Below are 18,917 nucleotides of genomic sequence, written 5' to 3' on the forward strand. Positions count from 1 at the left end.
GGCAGCCCTTGCGGATCAGCGCGCGCAGGGTCGCCTCGTCGGGTTCGTTACCCTCAAGATAGGCTTCCATGGCGTCGTCGTCCATTTCGACGGCCAGTTCGATCATCTTGCCGCGCCATTCGTCGGCCAGATCTTGCAGCTCTTCGCGGATCGGCTGACGGACCCAGCTTGCGCCGACGTCGTCACCTTTCCACACCCATTCTTCCATCTTGATCAGATCGACGATGCCTTCCAGCGTGTCTTCTGCACCGATGGGCAGGGCGACCGGGCAGGGGGTGCCGCCGGTGCGATCTTTAATCATGTTCACACAATTAAAGAAGTCAGCCCCGATCTTGTCCATTTTGTTGACGAACACGATCCGCGGCACCTTGTAACGGTCGGCCTGACGCCACACGGTTTCGGTCTGGGGTTCCACACCGGCGTTGCCGTCCAACAGACAGATCGCGCCATCCAGAACCGCCAGCGAACGTTCCACTTCGATGGTGAAGTCAACGTGACCGGGGGTGTCGATGATGTTCAGACGGTTACGCTGATTGATGTCTTCAGCGTAATCGGTGTCCTCATGGCGCTGCCAAAAGGTCGTGGTTGCAGCGGACGTGATGGTGATGCCGCGCTCGGCCTCTTGTTCCATCCAGTCCATGGTCGAGGCGCCGTCATGCGTCTCGCCCATCTTGTGGTTCTTGCCGGTGTAGAACAGGATGCGCTCGGTCATCGTGGTCTTGCCGGCATCAATATGGGCCATGATGCCGAAATTGCGGTAACGCGTGAGCGGATACTCGCGAGCCATGGTGGATGTCCTTCCGTTTTACCAGCGGTAATGGCTGAACGCTTTGTTCGCGTCGGCCATCTTGTGGGTGTCTTCGCGTTTCTTGACGGCGGTGCCGCGGCCGTTGACCGCATCGGCAAGCTCACCGGCAAGGCGTTCTTCCATGGTGTTTTCGTTGCGGTTTTTCGCAGCGGTGATCAGCCAGCGGATCGCCAGAGCCTCGCGGCGGGTCGGGCGGACCTCGACCGGAACCTGATAGGTGGCACCACCGACGCGGCGCGAACGCACCTCGACCGAGGGTTTCACATTGTCGAGGGCTTCGTGGAAGATCTCGACCGGCTCACGCTTGAGCTTGGATTCAACCCGGTCAAGGGCCGAATAAACGATCCGCTCGGCGGTCGATTTCTTGCCGTCAACCATCAGGTTGTTCATGAATTTGGTCAGCACGCGATCGCCATATTTGGCGTCGGGCAGCACTTCGCGCTTTTCAGCGGCGTGACGACGGGACATTCCGGTCTCTCCTTATTTCGGACGCTTGGCGCCGTATTTCGAACGACGCTGACGGCGATCTTTGACGCCCTGGGTATCCAGCACACCGCGCAGGATGTGGTAACGGACACCCGGAAGGTCTTTCACACGACCGCCACGGATCAGCACGACGCTGTGTTCCTGAAGGTTGTGCTTTTCGCCCGGAATGTAAGAAATCACCTCGAAACCGTTGGTCAGGCGCACTTTGGCAACCTTACGCATAGCCGAGTTCGGCTTTTTCGGGGTGGTGGTATAGACGCGCGTGCAAACGCCGCGCTTCTGAGGGTTTCCTTGAAGGTGCTGCGACTTGCTGCGCTGCACCTTGGGCTGCCGCGGTTTGCGGATCAGCTGTTGGATCGTCGGCATTCGGTTCCCCGTCTTGCTCTGTCAATACTCGCAGCCAGGCTGCGCCACTTCTCGACGGCCAGATGCGCGAATCGCAAAAGGCCAAACCCGTCCGGCCCTTCACAGGGGCAGACGGGTAAAAAAATCCAGAGGATCAGGCTGTTCGGCCTATATCATTCCCCCTGCGGGGTTCTGGCCCCCAGACGGTTTCCCATCGGGTAGCGGGGCTATAGGTGAAAACGCCGCAACTGTCAACCTGCGCGCAGGGTCTGCGCCAGCCGGTCAATATCCCCGCGCGTCAGCGCAAACCGCCGCAATTGCCGGGTCAGCGCGTCGTCGGACAGGTCAAACCGATGCCCCGGCCCCATATCGCCGGAATCGCTGTCGCCGTGAATGGACCTGATAAACATTAACGGTTCCGGGATCGAGACCCCCGGCATCCACCGGCCCAGTTTGGAATGGTCGTAATGCAGCGCGCTTTCGTCCGCATCCGGGCGCAGGAAGATGGTTAACGCAACGCCCATATTGTGACAGATGCGGGGGGTGAATTCGGCCTGCCCGTCCTGCACCCGCAGCATCACCCCGCGGCTGAAATCCAGCGACAGCTTGCCCTGAACCTTCCACAACCCGCGCACGCGGCGAAACGCCTGACGGCTGCGCGCGACGTAATCGGTGGTCACGGCGTCGTCGTCATCATGGCGGAAATGGCCGATCACATCCGCCGAAGGGTCCAGATGCGGCTCAATCGCGGCGCGGCAGGCGGGCAAATGCCGATCCATCGGCGGCACCACCGACAGGCGCAGTTGCGGGGTTGCGTCGCACAGATCGCGCAGCCCCGACAGGTAAGGTTCGGGCAAATCCGGCCCCGTCATCAGAACCAGCGTAAAATCCGGATCGGTCTGCGCGCGCCATGCCGGCAGGGCCATCTGCGTGAACCACTGCCACCGACGCGCCAGCCGCGCGGGGTCATAGAGATACGCCCGGCGTTCGTTAAGTGTCTGATGGTCCACCTGATACCCACGCAGGCCCAGATAGGAAAACCGGCACAGGCCCAGCATCTGCACCTTCATGATCGCCGCCCTAACTGCGCCTCGCGCCAGATGGTGTAGATGCCCGCCGTCACGACCAGAGCCGATCCCGCCCAGGTCCACGGGTCGGGCCAATCGCCGAACACGATCACGCCCAGCACAATCGCCGCCAATAACGACGTGTAACGGAACGGTGCCACGGCGGAAATCTCACCCACGCGCATGGCGCTGACCGCGCAGACATAACCCGCCGTCAGAAACGCCGCCGACAGCGCCAGCAGCGCGATATGCGTCAGCGTCGGCATCACCCAGCCCTGAAACGGGGTCAGCACCGCGCCGGTCAGCATCACCACAAAGGCCGTGTAAAACGCAATCGTGGACGACCGCACATCCCGGCTGAACAGGCGCGTGGCCAGATCGCGCAGAACCACGGTCAGCATCGCGCCCACGCCCATCAGCGACCAAATCCCAAAGCTGTCACCGCCGGGGCGCAGGATCATCAGCACTCCGATCAGCGCGACGCCAACCGCCAAAATCCGTCGCCAGCCCAAGGTTTCACCGAAAAACAGCGCCGCCCCCAGCATCACGGCCAGCGGCAGCGCCTGCATGATCGCCGACAGATCCGCGATTTCCATATGCAGCAGCGCGTTCAGAAACAGCAGGGCGGATGCGACCTCACCCACGATCCGCCATGGCATCGGCCCGCGATCGCCGGGCGCGACATACAGACGCAAGCCCCCTTCACGCGCGGCGATCAGCGCGATGCCCAGCATCACCATCAGCCCGCGCAGAGCAATGGTCTGATACAGCGGCATGTCCTGCGTGACGAATTTCATCACCACATCGTTGCAGGTGAACCCGATCATCGCCATGACCATCAGCCCCGCCCCCCGCAGGTTATCCCCCGGCCCAACCGGCTGAGGCCGGACCGAGGCCGGACGAACCCGGCGAATGGGCGAGATCATCGGCGCGCGCATTTGTTCCCCCTTTACAACGGTTTATTCGGTCAATCGGCCCCGGTCAATTGCCGCCGCAGCGCCTGACGGTTCAGGCCGAAACGGCGTTGCAGGGTCTGATTGATCTGCTGATTGGTCATCTCAGCGGCGATGCGTTTGCCGTGATGATGGGGGCTGTCATTATGCCCGTGAAAGCCCCTTATCCACATCACCCGGTCCACCTTTGTGACCGTCGTCACCTGCCGCCACATCCAGTCATGGCGATAATTGATCACGGAACGCGGCTCTCCTGCCGGGAAATACATGGTTAATCCGCAGCCCCAGTAATGCGTTAACGCACCGTCAACCGTCATTTTCGACCCGTCCACATGCAGCAACAAGCCATGCCCGTAATCCAAGGCGACCGGATTCTGGCCCTCCATCAGCCCGGAAATCGCGCCGTAATCGCGGCGCACGGTTTCGACGTAATCAACCGACACCGCGTCGTCATCATCCATTTTGAACTGCGCGATCACATCCGCATCGGGATCGGTCGCGGCGGTCAGCATGGATTTGCAGATCTGCCCATGCGGCCCGATGGGCGATTGCATCAACCGGATCTGCGGCACCGCATCGGCAATCGCGCGCAGGCGCGACAGCCACGGATCGGGCAAATCCTCGCCCGTTGCGACAATCAGGGTAAAGTCCGGGTCCGTCTGCGTCCTCAGCGACGGCAGGCACAGATGTTCAAAAAACCGCATCCGTTCATCCAGCCGCGCCGGGTCATACAACGCGGCGCGGTTCGCGTCCACATCCGTGGCCCCCGATTGAAACCAGCCATCGGTCAACAGCGAAAACCGGCACAGCCCCAAAACCTGAACGCGCATCCCATCCCCTTATGAAGGCCGCGGAAAATATGGCGCAATGGCCCGACGGCATCCTGCCTGTTTCGCCGGGGTAAGGAAAGGGGGGGCGTCCCCGATGCGGGGGCCATGGCAGCCCCTCTGTCGCGGATGGTGGACGCGGAAAGGGTGCGGTCTGGCTGAATTTCATGGGATTTCTATGTGAGGCAACAGATCACAGCCTCCCAGACCATACCCCGTCCAACGATAGGGGGAATGCTATGTCACAAAGGGCGTGGGCTGGCGACGGCGCGGCCCGTGGGCGGCTTGTGTTGGCCGTGACCGAGCGCGGGTGCGCGCGTCCAACGGCGCGGCGTCTTTAGAGCAAGGCACCGTCGGCACACAGAGGAAAGAGCGACCCCGGTTATGTTACGCTGCATGATGTTCAGATCATGCACCGTCCGGGGATAGGGGCAAATCGTGGGGGGTACTGGCGACGGGTTGGCACAACGGCGCGGTCCGTGGCGGCTGTGGTGGGGTGCGGGCTGGCTGTGTCGAGCGGCAGGGCATCCCGCCACGCTGGGTATAAAAGCCCCCCGGCGGGATGCCACTTCGTTGGTGGTCCGGGTGTGGCCTGTGTGATGGCGGGGGTGGTCGTGAGTGGTGACAGGTTGGCACAACGGCGCGGCGCGTGGAGGCTGTGGCTGCCGGTCGGCTGTCTGTGTCGGGCAATGCGGCGCGGGTGTGGCGCACCAAGGGGCGCGCACATGGCCCCCTGCCGCATATAAAAAGGCCCGGCGTCACCGCCGGGCCTTTTCCATGTCAAACGATCATTCCTGCTCGGGCGTTTCGACCGTTTCCACCTCGGGCGCGATCAGCGCGGCGGTGGCTTCGGCTTCGGCCCGGCGGGCTTCGATCACGTCGCGGTCGCGGTCGGTGGCGATGCGCTGAACACGCGCGGTCGCGCCGCCGGTGCCGGCCGGGATCAGACGGCCCACGATGACGTTTTCTTTCAGGCCAACCAGCTTATCGCGTTTGCCCTGAACGGCCGCCTCGGTCAGAACGCGGGTCGTTTCCTGGAACGACGCCGCCGAGATGAACGAACGGGTCTGCAACGACGCCTTGGTGATGCCCAGCAGCACGGGTTCACCCGTTGCCGGACGACCGCCGCGCGCCTCGACCTTGGCGTTTTCTTCTGTGAATTCATCGCGTTCGACGTGTTCACCTTTCAGCAGCGTGGTGTCGCCGCTGTCGATGATTTCGATCTTTTGCAGCATCTGGCGAACGATCACCTCAATGTGCTTGTCGTTGATCTTCACGCCTTGCAGACGGTAAACATCCTGCACTTCATCGATCAGGTAATCGGCCAGAGCCTCGATCCCCATGATGCGCAGAATGTCATGCGGCGCGGGGTTGCCGTCCATGATATAGTCGCCTTTTTGCACGAAGTCGCCTTCCTGCACCGGGATGTGTTTGCCCTTGGGGACCATATATTCGACCGGCTCCAGCCCTTCACCGTTCGGTTCGATGCTGATGCGGCGCTTGTTCTTATAGTCCTTGCCGAACCGCACATAGCCGTCGATTTCCGCGATGATCGCGTGATCTTTCGGGCGGCGCGCCTCGAACAATTCGGCCACGCGGGGCAGACCCCCGGTGATGTCCTTGGTCCGGGCGCCTTCGCGCGGGATACGGGCCACCACGTCGCCGGGGCGGATGTCCTGACCGTCTTCGACCGACAAAATCGCGTCAACCGACATCGGATAGCTGACCGGGTTGCCCTGATCGTTGCGCACCGGTTCGCCGTTTTCATCCATGATGATGATTTCCGGCTTCAGATCATTGCCTTTGGGCGCCGAACGCCAATCGGTCACGATTTTCTGCGTCATCCCGGTGGCGTCATCGGTTTCGTCGCGCACCGACAGGCCCGAAATCAGGTCAACGAATTTGGTCACGCCGCCCTTTTCCGCAATGATCGGCAGGGTATAGGGATCCCATTCGAACAGCTTGGCACCGCGGATCACGCGCTCGCCTTCGGCGACAAACAGCTTGCTGCCATAGAACAGCTTATAGCTGGCGCGTTCCTGCCCCTGATCATCCATGACGACCAGCTGCATGTTCCGCGCCATCACGACGTTTTCGCCATTGGCGTTCGTCAGGATATTGGCGTTGCGGAACTGAACCGAGCCTTCATGCGACGCGGCCTGGAACGATTGCTGGCCACCTTGCGCAATCCCGCCGATGTGGAAGGTCCGCATGGTCAGCTGCGTGCCGGGTTCACCGATGGACTGCGCGGCGATGATGCCGACCGCTTCACCGATATTCACCTGCGTGCCACGGGCCAGATCGCGGCCATAGCACTGCGCACAGATGCCGTCTTCGGATTCGCAGGTCAGAGCGGAACGGATGCGCACGGTCTGAACGCCCGCCGCCTCGATTTCGTCCGATTTGCGTTCGTCGATGATGACGCCTTTGGCCACGATCACCTGATCGGTGCCGGGAACCAGCACATCTTCGGCGGCGACACGGCCCAGAATCCGTTCGGCCAGGGGCGCGATCACTTCGCCATCATTGACGGCGGCGGATGCGGTGATGGCCGCTTCGGTGCCGCAATCATGTTCGCGGATGATGCAGTCCTGCGCCACGTCCACCAAGCGACGCGTCAGATAACCCGAGTTTGCGGTTTTCAGCGCCGTATCCGACAGACCTTTCCGCGCCCCGTGGGTCGAGTTGAAGTATTCAAGAACGGTCAGACCCTCTTTAAAGTTCGAGATGATCGGCGTTTCGATAATCTCACCCGAGGGTTTGGCCATCAGCCCGCGCATACCGCCCAGCTGTTTCATCTGGTTGGTCGAACCCCGCGCGCCCGAATGGGCCATCATATAGACGCTGTTCGGTTCCATTTCAGCGCCGGTATCGTCTTTGCGGGTCGCTGCGATCGTGGACATCATGGCGTCGGTCACGCGGTCGTTACATTTCGACCACGCGTCAACCACTTTGTTGTATTTCTCGCCCTGCGTGATCAGACCGTCCAGATATTGCTGTTCGAACTCTTTGACCTGATCCTGAACCTCTTCGACGATGGTCCATTTGTTGTCGGGAACCACCATGTCATCTTTGCCGAACGAAATGCCGGCGCGGAATGCCTCGCGGAAGCCCAGACCCATGATGCGGTCGCTGAAAATAACCGCCTCTTTCTGGCCGCAGTAACGATAAACGGTGTCGATCACATGCTGCACGTCTTTTTTGCGCAGCAGGCGGTTGACCAGATCAAACGGCGCTTTGGCGTTCAGCGGCAGCAGAGCGCCCAGACGCAGACGGCCCGGCGTGGTTTCAAAGCGTTTCATCACGTCATTGCCGTTGTCGTCCACCTGCTTCACGCGCGCGGTGATGCGGGCGTGCAGATGCACCTGACCGGCGGCCAAGGCGTGTTCCACCTCGTCGATGCTGGCGAACACCATGCCTTCGCCGGTCATGCCTTCGCGCATCATCGTGGTGTAATACAGGCCCAGAACCATGTCCTGCGACGGCACGATGATCGGCGCGCCGTTGGCGGGCGACAGCACGTTGTTCGTGGACATCATCAGAACGCGGGCTTCAAGCTGCGCTTCCAGCGACAGGGGGACGTGAACGGCCATCTGGTCGCCGTCAAAGTCCGCGTTGAACGCCGAACAGACCAGCGGGTGCAGCTGAATCGCCTTACCTTCGATCAGAACGGGTTCGAACGCCTGAATCCCCAGACGGTGCAGCGTCGGCGCGCGGTTCAGCAGAACCGGGTGTTCGCGGATCACTTCGTCCAGAATATCCCAGACCTCGGGGCGTTCTTTTTCGACCAGCTTTTTCGCCTGTTTGACGGTGCTGGACAGGCCCTTTGCCTCAAGCTTGGAATAGATGAACGGCTTGAACAGCTCCAAGGCCATCTTTTTCGGCAGGCCGCATTGGTGCAGCTTCAGTTCCGGCCCGGTCACGATGACCGAGCGGCCCGAAAAGTCCACACGCTTGCCCAGCAGGTTCTGACGGAACCGGCCCTGCTTGCCTTTCAGCATGTCCGACAGCGATTTCAGCGGGCGACGGTTGTTGCCCGTGATGACGCGGCCGCGGCGGCCGTTGTCGAACAGCGCATCGACCGATTCCTGCAACATCCGCTTTTCGTTGCGCACGATGATGTCGGGCGCGCGCAGTTCGATCAGCCGTTTCAGACGGTTGTTGCGGTTGATGACCCGACGATACAGATCGTTCAGATCCGAGGTCGCAAAGCGGCCCCCATCCAGCGGCACCAGCGGGCGCAGTTCCGGCGGGATGACCGGAATCACCGTCAGCACCATCCATTCCGGGCGATTGCCGGATTCCAGGAAGGATTCGACGATTTTCAGCCGCTTGATGATCTTTTTCGGCTTCAGTTCGCCCGTCGCCTCTTTCAGATCTTCGCGCAACTGTTCCGCGGTGGCAGCCAGATCGATGTTCGACAGCATGGTGCGGATCGCCTCGGCCCCGATGTCGGCGCTGAAGGCGTCGGCCCCATACTGATCCTGCGCGTCCAGGAATTCTTCCTCGGACAGCAGTTGACCATAGGACAGATCGGTCAGACCCGGTTCGATCACCACATAGTTTTCGAAATACAGGATGCGTTCCAGATCACGCAGCGTCATGTCCAGCATCAGACCGATGCGGGACGGCAGCGATTTCAGGAACCAGATATGCGCGACCGGCGCGGCCAGTTCGATATGGCCCATGCGTTCGCGGCGGACCTTTTGCAGCGTCACCTCGACGCCGCATTTTTCGCAGACAAGGCCGCGATATTTCATGCGCTTATACTTGCCGCACAGGCATTCGTAATCCTTGACCGGGCCAAAGATGCGCGCACAGAACAGACCGTCACGTTCGGGTTTGAACGTGCGATAGTTGATGGTTTCGGGTTTCTTCACCTCACCAAACGACCACGCCAGAATTTCTTCGGGCGAGGCCAGTGAGATTTTGATTTCGTCGAACTGCCGCGGCGCTGCCAGCGGGTTCAGGGGATTGGTGGCAAGTTCCTGGTTCATTTCCGTTTCCTAAAAAGGGGGCGCGGGGAAGGCGGGCGGGGGTGGCCCCGCCCAACCGGCGATAAAATCGCGGTTATTCCTCCTCCTCCGCATCCAGGAGTTCCATATTCAGGCCCAGACCGCGGACCTCTTTGACCAGCACGTTGAACGATTCCGGCACGCCAGCTTCGAAGTTGTCTTCGCCTTTGACGATGGATTCATAGACCTTGGTCCGGCCCGCAACGTCGTCCGATTTCACCGTCAGCATTTCCTGCAAGGTGTAAGCGGCGCCGTAAGCTTCCAGTGCCCAGACCTCCATCTCACCCAGACGCTGACCACCGAACTGCGCCTTACCGCCCAGCGGCTGCTGGGTCACAAGGCTGTAGGGGCCGGTCGAACGGGCGTGCATTTTGTCATCAACAAGGTGGTGCAGCTTCAGGACATATTTCATGCCCACCGTGACCTTACGCGCGAATTGTTCGCCCGTCCGGCCATCGAACACCACCGACTGACCCGAGGTGTCAAAGCCCGCGCGCGTCAGCGCGTCGTTCACATCGGCCTCTTTCGCGCCGTCAAAGACGGGGGTGGCAATCGGCACACCGGCGCGCACGGTATTGGCGTGTTCGACCAGCGTGTCGTCATCCATGCCGTCAAAGGTTTCGGCATACATATCATCGCCGTAACCAATGCGCATCGCTTCGCGAACCGGGGTCATATCGCCGTTGCGGCGGTAATCTTCCAGTGCTTCGTCGATTTTGATGCCCAGACCGCGGCTGGCCCAACCCATATGGGTTTCCAGAATCTGACCAACGTTCATCCGCGACGGCACGCCCAGCGGGTTCAGCACCAGATCAACCGCGGTGCCATCCGCCAGGAAGGGCATGTCTTCGACCGGGACGACCTTGGACACGACGCCTTTGTTGCCGTGACGACCGGCCATCTTATCGCCCGCTTGCAGCTTGCGTTTGACGGCGACGAACACCTTAACCATCTTCATGACGCCCGGCGGCAGGTCGTCGCCCTGACGGACCTTTTCGACCTTATCTTCGAACCGCGCTTCCAGAAGTTTCTTCTGGGTGTCGTATTGATGGTTCAGCGCCTCGACCTCTTTGGCGGTGTCTTCTTCGCTGACGGCCAGTTGCCACCACTGACCGCGCGACAGCGTGGCCAGCAGGTCTTCGGTGATGTCGCTGTTTGCCTTGATGCCTTTCGGACCTTTGACGGCGACCTTGCCCAGAATCAGGGTTTTCAGACGCGCATAGATGTTGCGGTCCAGAATCGCCTGTTCGTCGTCGCGGTCGCGGGCCAGACGTTCGACCTCTTCGCGTTCGATTTGCAGGGCGCGTTCGTCTTTGTCCACGCCGTGACGGTTGAACACGCGCACCTCAACGATGGTGCCGTAAGCCCCCGGCGGCAACCGCAGCGAGGTGTCGCGCACATCGCTGGCCTTTTCGCCAAAGATCGCACGCAACAGCTTTTCTTCGGGCGTCATCGGGCTTTCGCCTTTGGGGGTGATTTTGCCCACCAGAATGTCGCCCGGCCCGACCTCGGCGCCGATATACACGATGCCGGCTTCGTCCAGATTGCGCAGCGCCTCTTCGCCCACATTCGGGATGTCGCGGGTGATTTCCTCAGGCCCCAGTTTCGTGTCGCGGGCCGCCACTTCGTATTCGTCGATATGGATCGAGGTGAACACGTCGTCGCGGTGAATGCGTTCCGAAATCAGGATCGAGTCTTCGTAGTTATAGCCGTTCCACGGCATGAACGCGACGACCACGTTCCGACCGATGGCCAATTCGCCCTGATCGGTTGACGGACCATCCGCAATCACCTGATTTTTCACAACCTTTTCGCCCACTTTGACCAGCGGACGTTGGTTGATCGTCGATGATTGGTTCGACCGTTTGAATTTGCGCAGACGGTAAATGTCCACGCCCGCATCGCCCGCGCCCAGATCTTCGGTCGCGCGCACAACGATACGCTGCGCATCCACCTGGTCGATGATGCCCGAACGCCGCGCCATGATCGCCGCGCCGGAATCGCGGGCCACGGTGGCCTCCATCCCGGTGCCGACAAACGGAGCCTCGGCCCGCAGCAGAGGCACGGCCTGACGTTGCATGTTCGACCCCATCAGCGCGCGGTTCGCGTCGTCGTTTTCCAAGAACGGAATCAACGCCGCCGCGACCGAGACCAGCTGTTTCGGCGACACGTCGATCAGGTCGATCGCATCCACCGGGTTCAGGGTAAAGTCGCCCGCCTGACGGGTCGAGATCAGTTCATCAACAAACCGACCGTCCGCGTCCAGCGTCGCGTTTGCCTGTGCGACGGTGTGGCGCATTTCTTCGGTCGCGGACATATAGACCACGTCATCCGTCACCTGACCGTCGATCACCTTACGATAGGGCGTTTCGATAAAGCCGTATTTGTTGACGCGCGCAAAGGTCGCCAAGCTGTTGATCAGGCCGATGTTCTGACCTTCGGGCGTTTCAATCGGACACATCCGGCCGTAATGGGTCGGGTGAACGTCGCGCACCTCGAACCCGGCACGTTCGCGGGTCAGACCGCCCGGCCCAAGCGCCGACAGACGGCGTTTATGCGTGACTTCGGACAGCGGGTTTGTCTGGTCCATGAATTGCGACAATTGCGACGAACCAAAGAATTCGCGCACCGCCGCCGCCGCCGGTTTGGCGTTGATCAGATCCTGCGGCATCACGGTGTCGATTTCGACGCCCGACATACGTTCGCGGATCGCGCGTTCCATCCGCAGCAGACCGACGCGATACTGGTTTTCCATCAGCTCGCCCACGGAACGAACGCGACGGTTGCCCAGATGGTCGATGTCGTCGATTTCGCCCTTGCCGTCGCGCAGTTCCACCAGCCCACGGATACAGGCCACGATATCGGCATGGCGCAGGGTGCGCTGCGTATCGGGCGCATCCAGATCCAGACGCATGTTCATTTTCACCCGGCCAACTGCGGACAGGTCATAGCGTTCGGCGTCAAAGAACAGGCTGTTGAACAGGTTGCTGGCGGCCTCGACCGTGGGGGGCTCACCCGGACGCATGACGCGGTAGATATCCATCAACGCGCCGTCGCGGTTCATGTTTTTATCCGCCGCCATGGTGTTGCGGATATAGGGGCCGACATTGACATGGTCGATGTCCAGCACCGGAATCTCGGTGATGTCATTGTCCAGCAGCACTTTCAGTAGGCCGCCATTCAGTTCGCCGTCTTTGTTGTATTCGGCGGTGATTTCATCGCCCGCTTCGGCATAGATCAGGCCGGTCTGTTCGTTGATGATGTCTTTGGCCACAAAGCGGCCGATGACGCGTTCGAACGGCACCAGCAGATTGACCTGTTCGCCCGATTCCATCAGCTTTTTGACCAGACGCGGGGTGACTTTGTCGCCCGCTTTGGTGATCACCTCGCCCGTATCGGCGTTCACCAGATCAAAGGCCGGACGCGTGCCACGCACCCGATCCGGGAAGAACCGCGTCACCCAGCCCTGTTCACGCCCCTCTTTGCGCAGGGTATAGGTCACGGTTTCATAGAACGCGTCCATGATCCCTTCCTGATCCATGCCCAGGGCATAGAGCAGCGTCGTCACCGGCAATTTGCGGCGGCGGTCGATGCGCGCGAACACCAGATCCTTGGCGTCAAATTCGAAATCCAGCCACGACCCGCGATAGGGGATAATCCGGCACGCAAACAGCAGCTTACCCGAGGAATGGGTTTTCCCGCGGTCATGGTCAAAGAACACGCCGGGGCTGCGGTGCATCTGGCTGACGACCACGCGTTCGGTGCCGTTCACAACAAACGTCCCGTTCTGCGTCATCAACGGCATGTCGCCCATGAACACGTCTTGTTCTTTGATATCTTTGACCGATTTGGCGCCGGTGTTTTCATCGACATCAAACACGATCAGGCGCAGCGTCACCTTCAGCGGTGCGGCATAGGTCATGTCGCGTTGCTGACATTCATCCACGTCGTATTTCGGACGTTCCAATTCGTATTTCACGAATTCCAGCGTGGCTGTTTCGTTGAAATCCTTGATCGGGAACACCGATTGGAACACGCCCTGAATCCCTTCGCCGTCGTGATGGGCGTCGCCATCACCGGAATTGAGAAACAGGTCATAGGAAGATTTCTGAACCTCGATCAGGTTCGGCATCTCCAGAACTTCGCGGATGTTGCCATAATAACGCCGGATGCGTTTCTGGCCGACATATGCTTGCGCCATGGGGTCTTATCACCTTTCGTCTTCGCGCGCGATCCGGGTCGGGGCCCCCGGATTGCGGCCTACGAATGTAGGGGTCTGGTTCCATTCATGCCGCCCGTCCCACCGTGCAGCGCCCGAACCAAGAACATGCCCTGAAAGAATGTCTGATCCCAGACCGCCCTTCAAGACAGGTTCGGCAGGGACCGGGAAACCCCGGACCCTGCCTGCAAGAATGCCAATGTGGCGCTGAATTACTTCAGCTCGACTTTGGCGCCGGCATCTTCCAGCTTTTTCTTGATTTCTTCGGCTTCTGCTTTTGCAGCGCCTTCTTTCACTTTGCCGCCAGCTTCGACCAGATCTTTGGCTTCTTTCAGGCCCAGACCGGTGATGCCGCGCACTTCTTTGATGACGTTGATTTTGTTCGCACCAGCATCGGTCAGAACGACGTCAAATTCGGTTTTTTCTTCTGCGGCTTCGCCTGCACCAGCAGCCGGGCCAGCCATCATGACAGCGCCACCGGCAGCGGGTTCGATGCCGTATTCGTCTTTCAGGATGGTTTTCAGTTCCTGGGCTTCCAGCAGGGTCAGGCCCACGATTTCTTCGGCGAGTTTTTTCAGATCAGCCATTTTTCCGTTCTTTCAGTTTAGGGTTCCAACATCGGGCTTTGTGCCACCAGTCGGGAATGGGTTGCTTATGCGGCCTCGCGCTCTTCGAGCGTCGAGAGAATGCCCGCGATGTTGCTGGCGGGTGCGCCGATCGCACCGGCGATGTTCGAAGCAGGCGCGCCGATGGCAGCCACGATCGAAGCAATAAGCTCCTCGCGCGACGGCATGGCGGCAACAGCTTTGACACCGGCCGGATCCAGCGCCGTGTCGCCCATTGCACCGCCGAGGATCACGAACTTGTCATTATCCTTGGCGTATTTATCGGCGACCTTGGCAGCAGCCACGGGGTCTTCCGAATAGGACAGCACGGTCATGCCCGTCAGGTAGTCGCCGATGCTTGCGCAGGGCTTACCTTCCAGAGCGATCTTTGCGAGCCTGTTCTTGGCAACACGGACGGACCCGCCCTCTTCGCGCATACGCGCGCGCAGGTCCTGCATTTGCGCAACCGTCATTCCCTCGTAGCGGGCAACCACCACGACGCCAGAGCTTTCAAAGATCTGGCCGAGTTCCTCGACCACTTGTTCTTTTTGTGCTCTATCCACGGTTTCACTCCAAGTTGGGGGTTTCCCCCCGGCTCTCACTTTTCCCGCAGCTTTCGGCCACGGGCCTTGGTCCGATCAAGGGCAAGATCGCCCGAAGGGACTACCTTCGGAAAAATGCTTCCCCATCTCAGGAAGGACATTAAGCGGGAAACCCGCACCCTCCGTCTCGGACAGGACGGGGCCTTGGGCGGCCCCGCCATCCCCGGCTTGCGCCGGAAAATCTTATTGCGCGGTGGTCGCGCTGCTCAGGTCCAGCGACACGCCCGGACCCATGGTCGAGCTGATCGAGACCTTTTTCATATAGGTGCCCTTCGCGCCCGAGGGCTTGGCCCGATTCACGGCCTCGACAAAGGCGCGGACGTTCTGTGCCAGCTTGTCAGCGTCGAACGACACCTTGCCGATACCGGCATGAACCACACCAGCCTTTTCGGCCTTGAACTGAACTTCACCGCCCTTGGCTGCCTTGACGGCATTGGCCACGTCAACGGTCACGGTGCCGACGCGCGGGTTCGGCATCAGGTTGCGCGGGCCAAGGATTTTGCCCAGACGACCAACCAGCGCCATCATGTCGGGCGTGGCGATGCAGCGATCAAAGTCGATCTTGCCGCCCTGAATCGCTTCCATCAGGTCTTCCGCGCCAACAATGTCGGCACCAGCCGCTTTGGCTTCGTCAGCCTTGGCGTCACGGGCGAACACGGCGACGCGCACGTCTTTGCCGGTGCCGGCGGGCAGCGTCACCACGCCGCGAACCATCTGGTCGGCGTGACGCGGGTCAACACCCAGATTCAGCGCGATTTCAACCGTTTCGTCAAACTTGGCCGAGGCGGCGCTTTTCACCAGATTGACGGCATCTTCAACCGACAGGTTGGCTTTGCCGTCAAAGGCTTCGCGGGCGGCGGCTTTTTTCTTGGACAGTTTTGCCATGGCTTAGCCTTTCACCTCGATACCGATCGAGCGGGCGGAACCCACGATGATCTTCATGGCCTGATCGACGTCATTAGCCGACAGGTCTTTCATCTTGGCTTCGGCGATTTCGCGCACTTGCTTGACGGTCACGGTGCCAGCGACCGCACGGCCCGGCTTTTCCGAACCTTTGGCGCGGTTACGCTTGCCCACCGGCTTCAGGCCAGCGGCTTTTTTCAGCAGGAAGGACGCCGGCGGGGTTTTCGTTTCAAAAGTGAACGATTTGTCGGCGTAATAGGTGATCACGACCGGAACCGGCGCACCCTGTTCCATTTCCTGCGTCTTGGCGTTGAACGCCTTGCAGAATTCCATGATATTGATGCCGCGCTGACCCAGAGCCGGACCAACGGGGGGCGACGGGTTGGCTTGCCCCGCCTTAATTTGCAGCTTCAGCTGCCCAACAACTTTCTTGGCCATGTGGCCCTCTCCTTATCATCACGCCCCGTTTGGGGCCGACTTAGCGGTGCGGCTGACGCCTCCCGCAACAGATCACGCGGTTTTGGAAACCTGCGTGAATTCCAGTTCAACCGGCGTGGGCCGACCGAAAATCGAAACGGTGACCTTGATCCGCGATGCGGCGTCGTCCACCTCTTCGACCATGCCCGAAAAGCCTTCGAACGGCCCGTCGGTCACGTTAACCTTTTCACCCACCTCAAAGCGGATCAGGTTGCGCGGCGCCGCCGCCTCACCCCCGCCCGAGCGGTTCAGCATCGCGTTCACTTCGTCGTCGCGCATCGGCATCGGTTTGCCCTGCGCGCCCAGAAACCCGGTAACGCGGTTGATCGAGTTCACCAGATGATAGGTGCGATCCGACATATCCATGTGGACCAACACATAACCCGGCATGAAACGACGCTCCGACGTGACTTTTTTGCCGCGCCGAATCTCGATCACTTCTTCGGTCGGGACCAGAACTTCGTCGATCTGATCCTCTAACCCCTTTTCAGCGACGGCCTGGCGAATCGCCTCGGCCACCTTTTTTTCAAAGTTCGACAGGACGCTGACCGAATACCAACGTTTTGCCATGTCTTATCGACCCCTGTTCACGCGGGAATCACGCAGATGTCGCGTTAACCCCCTGAATTCCATCGTTTCGGCAAAATTGAAATCGGCGCGCATACGGAAATGATGCACGCCGTAAGCCGAATATTCGCTGGGACATACCACCCCCGGCCGGCAATTACAAGCCCAAATTAGCCTGAAATCGCCCGCAACCCTGCCGTCAGCCCCGTGCGGATGCCCAAATCGACCAAAAAGAAAAACAGGCTGCAAATCGACGCAAAGATGAACACCATAATCGTAGTGGTGATCACCTCACGCCGGGTCGGCCAGGTGATTTTGTCCGCTTCGGCGCGGACTTGGTTGATGAATTGGACGGGGTTTGCCACGGCACGGCTCCTTCACGAATGTTGGGGTCATATACGGATCGGGGGCGCCAGATACAAGCGCCCCGGATGACATGCCCAGCGTCAGACCGCCATTTTGCTGGTGTCGTCCAGCGGTTCGGATTGGCTGCCGTATTTGTCCACATCGCCCGCCTTGGACCGGCGCGATTTGGTTTTGACCGAATCGGGCAGGGCGGCGTTGTCGTCGATGAAATCCAGAACCAGCGGGCGGATGTTCAGACGCCATGATTTGCCAGCGAAAATGCCGTAATGGCCCGCGCCGGGTTCCAGATGCTGCGCCTTTTTCGCATCGGCCACGCCGGTGCAAAGACGCAACGCCGCGACGCATTGGCCGGGGGCGGAAATGTCGTCATTCGCGCCTTCGATCGTCATGATCGCGGTGTCGCTGATTTTGCCGATGTCAGCGTGACGGCCATTCACGGTAAATTCGTTTTTGGCGATTTCGCATTTTTTGAAAATGCGATCCACGGTGGACAGGTAAAATTCCGCGGTCATATCCAGCACGGCCAGATATTCGTCATAGAATTTGTTGTGTTTGTCGCCTTCGGATCCGGTGCCGCGCGCCTCGGCAAAGATTTTGTTGATGAAGGCGCGCGAATGGGTGTCGGCGTTCATCGCGATAAAGGACGACAATTGCGCCAGCCCCGGATAGACCATGCGCCCGGCACCGGCATATTTGAACCCGACCGACTGGATCATCAGATGTTCCAATTCGCCCATGGTGATGCGGTTGCCGAAATCGGTGACTTCGGTCGCGGCGGCGTCGGGATCAACCGGGCCACCGATCAGAGTCAGGGTGCGGGGTTGGGCCTTGGGGTCATCCTCGGCCAGAATGGCGGTCGCGGCCAAGGCCAAGGGCGCGGGCTGGCACACGGCGATGACGTTCACATCGGGGCCAAGATGTTTGATGAAATCAACCAGATAGCCGGTGTAATCTTCGACATCGAATTTGCCTTCGGACACGGGAATGTCGCGGGCATTGTGCCAGTCGGTGACATACACGTCGCAATCGGGCAGCAGCGATGTGACCGTGGACCGCAGCAGCGTGGCGTAATGGCCCGACATGGGCGCGACCAGCAGCACTTTGCGCGGTTGGGGGTCGCGGCGGGCCACGCGGAAATGGATCAGGTCGCCAAAGGCGCGTTTGATCACCGGTTCGACATAGACAATGTGATCCTGCCCATCATCGCCGGGGATGGCGGGGATGTTCCAGTCGGGCTTGATCACCATGCGGGCAAAGCTGCGTTCGGTGACGCGGCCCCACGCGCTCATCAATTTGAACATGGGATGCGGGATCAGCGCAAAGGCGGGATAGGATGCCATGGCCCGCGCCGTAGCCCCCAGCCATTCATTCGTGTTCCGAATCGTTTCCATCGCGTCATATGACACGATGCCTTTCAGACCCTTCATTGGCATTTTTCAGGCCCCTTTGCGCGCTGCACGTTAGCATTTGTTGGTTGCGCGGGGCGCCATCATGGCAAAAGCCGTGTTTGCGCTTTGGCGCCGGTGCGCATATCATTCGATTGCTTCTAGGGGGGAACCGGGGATATGGCAAGCAAAGTGAGTGATCAGGGTGGCGAAACGCCAAAAACCGGCGATGAAAAGGCAACAGTTGCCAAGCCTTCGCGCCGTTCGCGCAACAAAGTGACCGGGGCGGCGG

At 60.2% G+C, this 18,917-nt stretch carries 15 protein-coding genes; all 15 read right to left on the minus strand.

The window, feature by feature from the left end; genetic code table 11:
• The coding region (locus Q4G20_RS12875; protein ID WP_303343860.1) for a GTP-binding protein at positions 1–787 on the minus strand (787 nt) is incomplete at its 3' end.
• A gap of 18 nt (positions 788–805) precedes the next feature.
• Positions 806–1,276 (minus strand): 30S ribosomal protein S7, encoded by a 471-nt coding sequence (gene rpsG, locus Q4G20_RS12880; protein ID WP_303343861.1) that lies wholly within the window; start codon positions 1,274–1,276, stop codon positions 806–808.
• A gap of 12 nt (positions 1,277–1,288) precedes the next feature.
• Positions 1,289–1,660: a 30S ribosomal protein S12 gene (gene rpsL, locus Q4G20_RS12885; RefSeq protein WP_073068257.1), complete on the minus strand. Its 372-nt coding sequence runs from the start codon at positions 1,658–1,660 to the stop codon at positions 1,289–1,291.
• 230 nt (positions 1,661–1,890) lie between these two features.
• Positions 1,891–2,709 (minus strand): glycosyltransferase, encoded by an 819-nt coding sequence (locus tag Q4G20_RS12890; protein ID WP_303343862.1) that lies wholly within the window; start codon positions 2,707–2,709, stop codon positions 1,891–1,893.
• On the minus strand, positions 2,706–3,644 hold the full coding sequence (locus Q4G20_RS12895; protein WP_303343863.1) for a DMT family transporter: 939 nt from the start codon (positions 3,642–3,644) through the stop codon (positions 2,706–2,708). The genes Q4G20_RS12890 and Q4G20_RS12895 overlap by 4 nt, the downstream gene beginning before the upstream one ends.
• Before the next feature lie 29 nt (positions 3,645–3,673).
• Complete coding sequence (locus Q4G20_RS12900) at positions 3,674–4,489, minus strand: glycosyltransferase (protein ID WP_303343864.1); 816 nt, start codon at positions 4,487–4,489, stop codon at positions 3,674–3,676.
• Between the two features lie 785 nt (positions 4,490–5,274).
• On the minus strand, positions 5,275–9,483 hold the full coding sequence (rpoC, locus tag Q4G20_RS12905; RefSeq protein ID WP_303343865.1) for a DNA-directed RNA polymerase subunit beta': 4,209 nt from the start codon (positions 9,481–9,483) through the stop codon (positions 5,275–5,277).
• Positions 9,484–9,556: 73 nt separating this feature from the next.
• On the minus strand, positions 9,557–13,702 hold the full coding sequence (rpoB, locus tag Q4G20_RS12910; RefSeq protein ID WP_303343866.1) for a DNA-directed RNA polymerase subunit beta: 4,146 nt from the start codon (positions 13,700–13,702) through the stop codon (positions 9,557–9,559).
• Positions 13,703–13,932: 230 nt separating this feature from the next.
• Entirely contained in the window at positions 13,933–14,307 is a 375-nt protein-coding gene (gene rplL, locus Q4G20_RS12915) for a 50S ribosomal protein L7/L12 (protein ID WP_303343867.1), read from the minus strand.
• A 65-nt stretch (positions 14,308–14,372) separates the two neighbouring features.
• On the minus strand, positions 14,373–14,888 hold the full coding sequence (gene rplJ, locus Q4G20_RS12920; protein WP_303343868.1) for a 50S ribosomal protein L10: 516 nt from the start codon (positions 14,886–14,888) through the stop codon (positions 14,373–14,375).
• A 222-nt stretch (positions 14,889–15,110) separates the two neighbouring features.
• Positions 15,111–15,812: a 50S ribosomal protein L1 gene (gene rplA, locus Q4G20_RS12925; RefSeq protein ID WP_303343869.1), complete on the minus strand. Its 702-nt coding sequence runs from the start codon at positions 15,810–15,812 to the stop codon at positions 15,111–15,113.
• Between the two features lie 3 nt (positions 15,813–15,815).
• Positions 15,816–16,268, minus strand: a complete 453-nt coding sequence (rplK, locus tag Q4G20_RS12930; RefSeq protein WP_303343870.1) for a 50S ribosomal protein L11 — start codon at positions 16,266–16,268, stop codon at positions 15,816–15,818.
• Between the two features lie 72 nt (positions 16,269–16,340).
• Positions 16,341–16,877 (minus strand): transcription termination/antitermination protein NusG, encoded by a 537-nt coding sequence (gene nusG / locus Q4G20_RS12935; RefSeq protein WP_303343871.1) that lies wholly within the window; start codon positions 16,875–16,877, stop codon positions 16,341–16,343.
• 167 nt (positions 16,878–17,044) lie between these two features.
• Positions 17,045–17,239 carry a preprotein translocase subunit SecE gene (gene secE / locus Q4G20_RS12940; protein WP_303343872.1) on the minus strand — a complete coding sequence of 65 codons (195 nt, stop codon included), beginning with the start codon at positions 17,237–17,239 and terminating at the stop codon, positions 17,045–17,047.
• A gap of 81 nt (positions 17,240–17,320) precedes the next feature.
• Entirely contained in the window at positions 17,321–18,658 is a 1,338-nt protein-coding gene (phaZ, locus tag Q4G20_RS12945) for a polyhydroxyalkanoate depolymerase (RefSeq protein WP_303343881.1), read from the minus strand.
• Positions 18,659–18,917 lie beyond the last annotated feature (259 nt).

The organism is Paracoccus sp. (in: a-proteobacteria), assembly GCF_030538495.1.
Classification (GTDB): domain Bacteria; phylum Pseudomonadota; class Alphaproteobacteria; order Rhodobacterales; family Rhodobacteraceae; genus Paracoccus.

Bases quoted from the DNA above. Each gene is read 5' to 3' on its own strand.
- rpsG (WP_303343861.1), bottom strand. From the start codon at position 1,276: ATGTCCCGTCGTCACGCCGCTGAAAAGCGCGAAGTGCTGCCCGACGCC.
- rpsL (WP_073068257.1), bottom strand. From the start codon at position 1,660: ATGCCGACGATCCAACAGCTGATCCGCAAACCGCGGCAGCCCAAGGTG.
- Q4G20_RS12890 (WP_303343862.1), bottom strand. From the start codon at position 2,709: ATGAAGGTGCAGATGCTGGGCCTGTGCCGGTTTTCCTATCTGGGCCTG.
- Q4G20_RS12895 (WP_303343863.1), bottom strand. From the start codon at position 3,644: ATGCGCGCGCCGATGATCTCGCCCATTCGCCGGGTTCGTCCGGCCTCG.
- Q4G20_RS12900 (WP_303343864.1), bottom strand. From the start codon at position 4,489: ATGCGCGTTCAGGTTTTGGGGCTGTGCCGGTTTTCGCTGTTGACCGAT.
- rpoC (WP_303343865.1), bottom strand. From the start codon at position 9,483: ATGAACCAGGAACTTGCCACCAATCCCCTGAACCCGCTGGCAGCGCCG.
- rpoB (WP_303343866.1), bottom strand. From the start codon at position 13,702: ATGGCGCAAGCATATGTCGGCCAGAAACGCATCCGGCGTTATTATGGC.
- rplL (WP_303343867.1), bottom strand. From the start codon at position 14,307: ATGGCTGATCTGAAAAAACTCGCCGAAGAAATCGTGGGCCTGACCCTG.
- rplA (WP_303343869.1), bottom strand. From the start codon at position 15,812: ATGGCAAAACTGTCCAAGAAAAAAGCCGCCGCCCGCGAAGCCTTTGAC.
- rplK (WP_303343870.1), bottom strand. From the start codon at position 16,268: ATGGCCAAGAAAGTTGTTGGGCAGCTGAAGCTGCAAATTAAGGCGGGG.
- nusG (WP_303343871.1), bottom strand. From the start codon at position 16,877: ATGGCAAAACGTTGGTATTCGGTCAGCGTCCTGTCGAACTTTGAAAAA.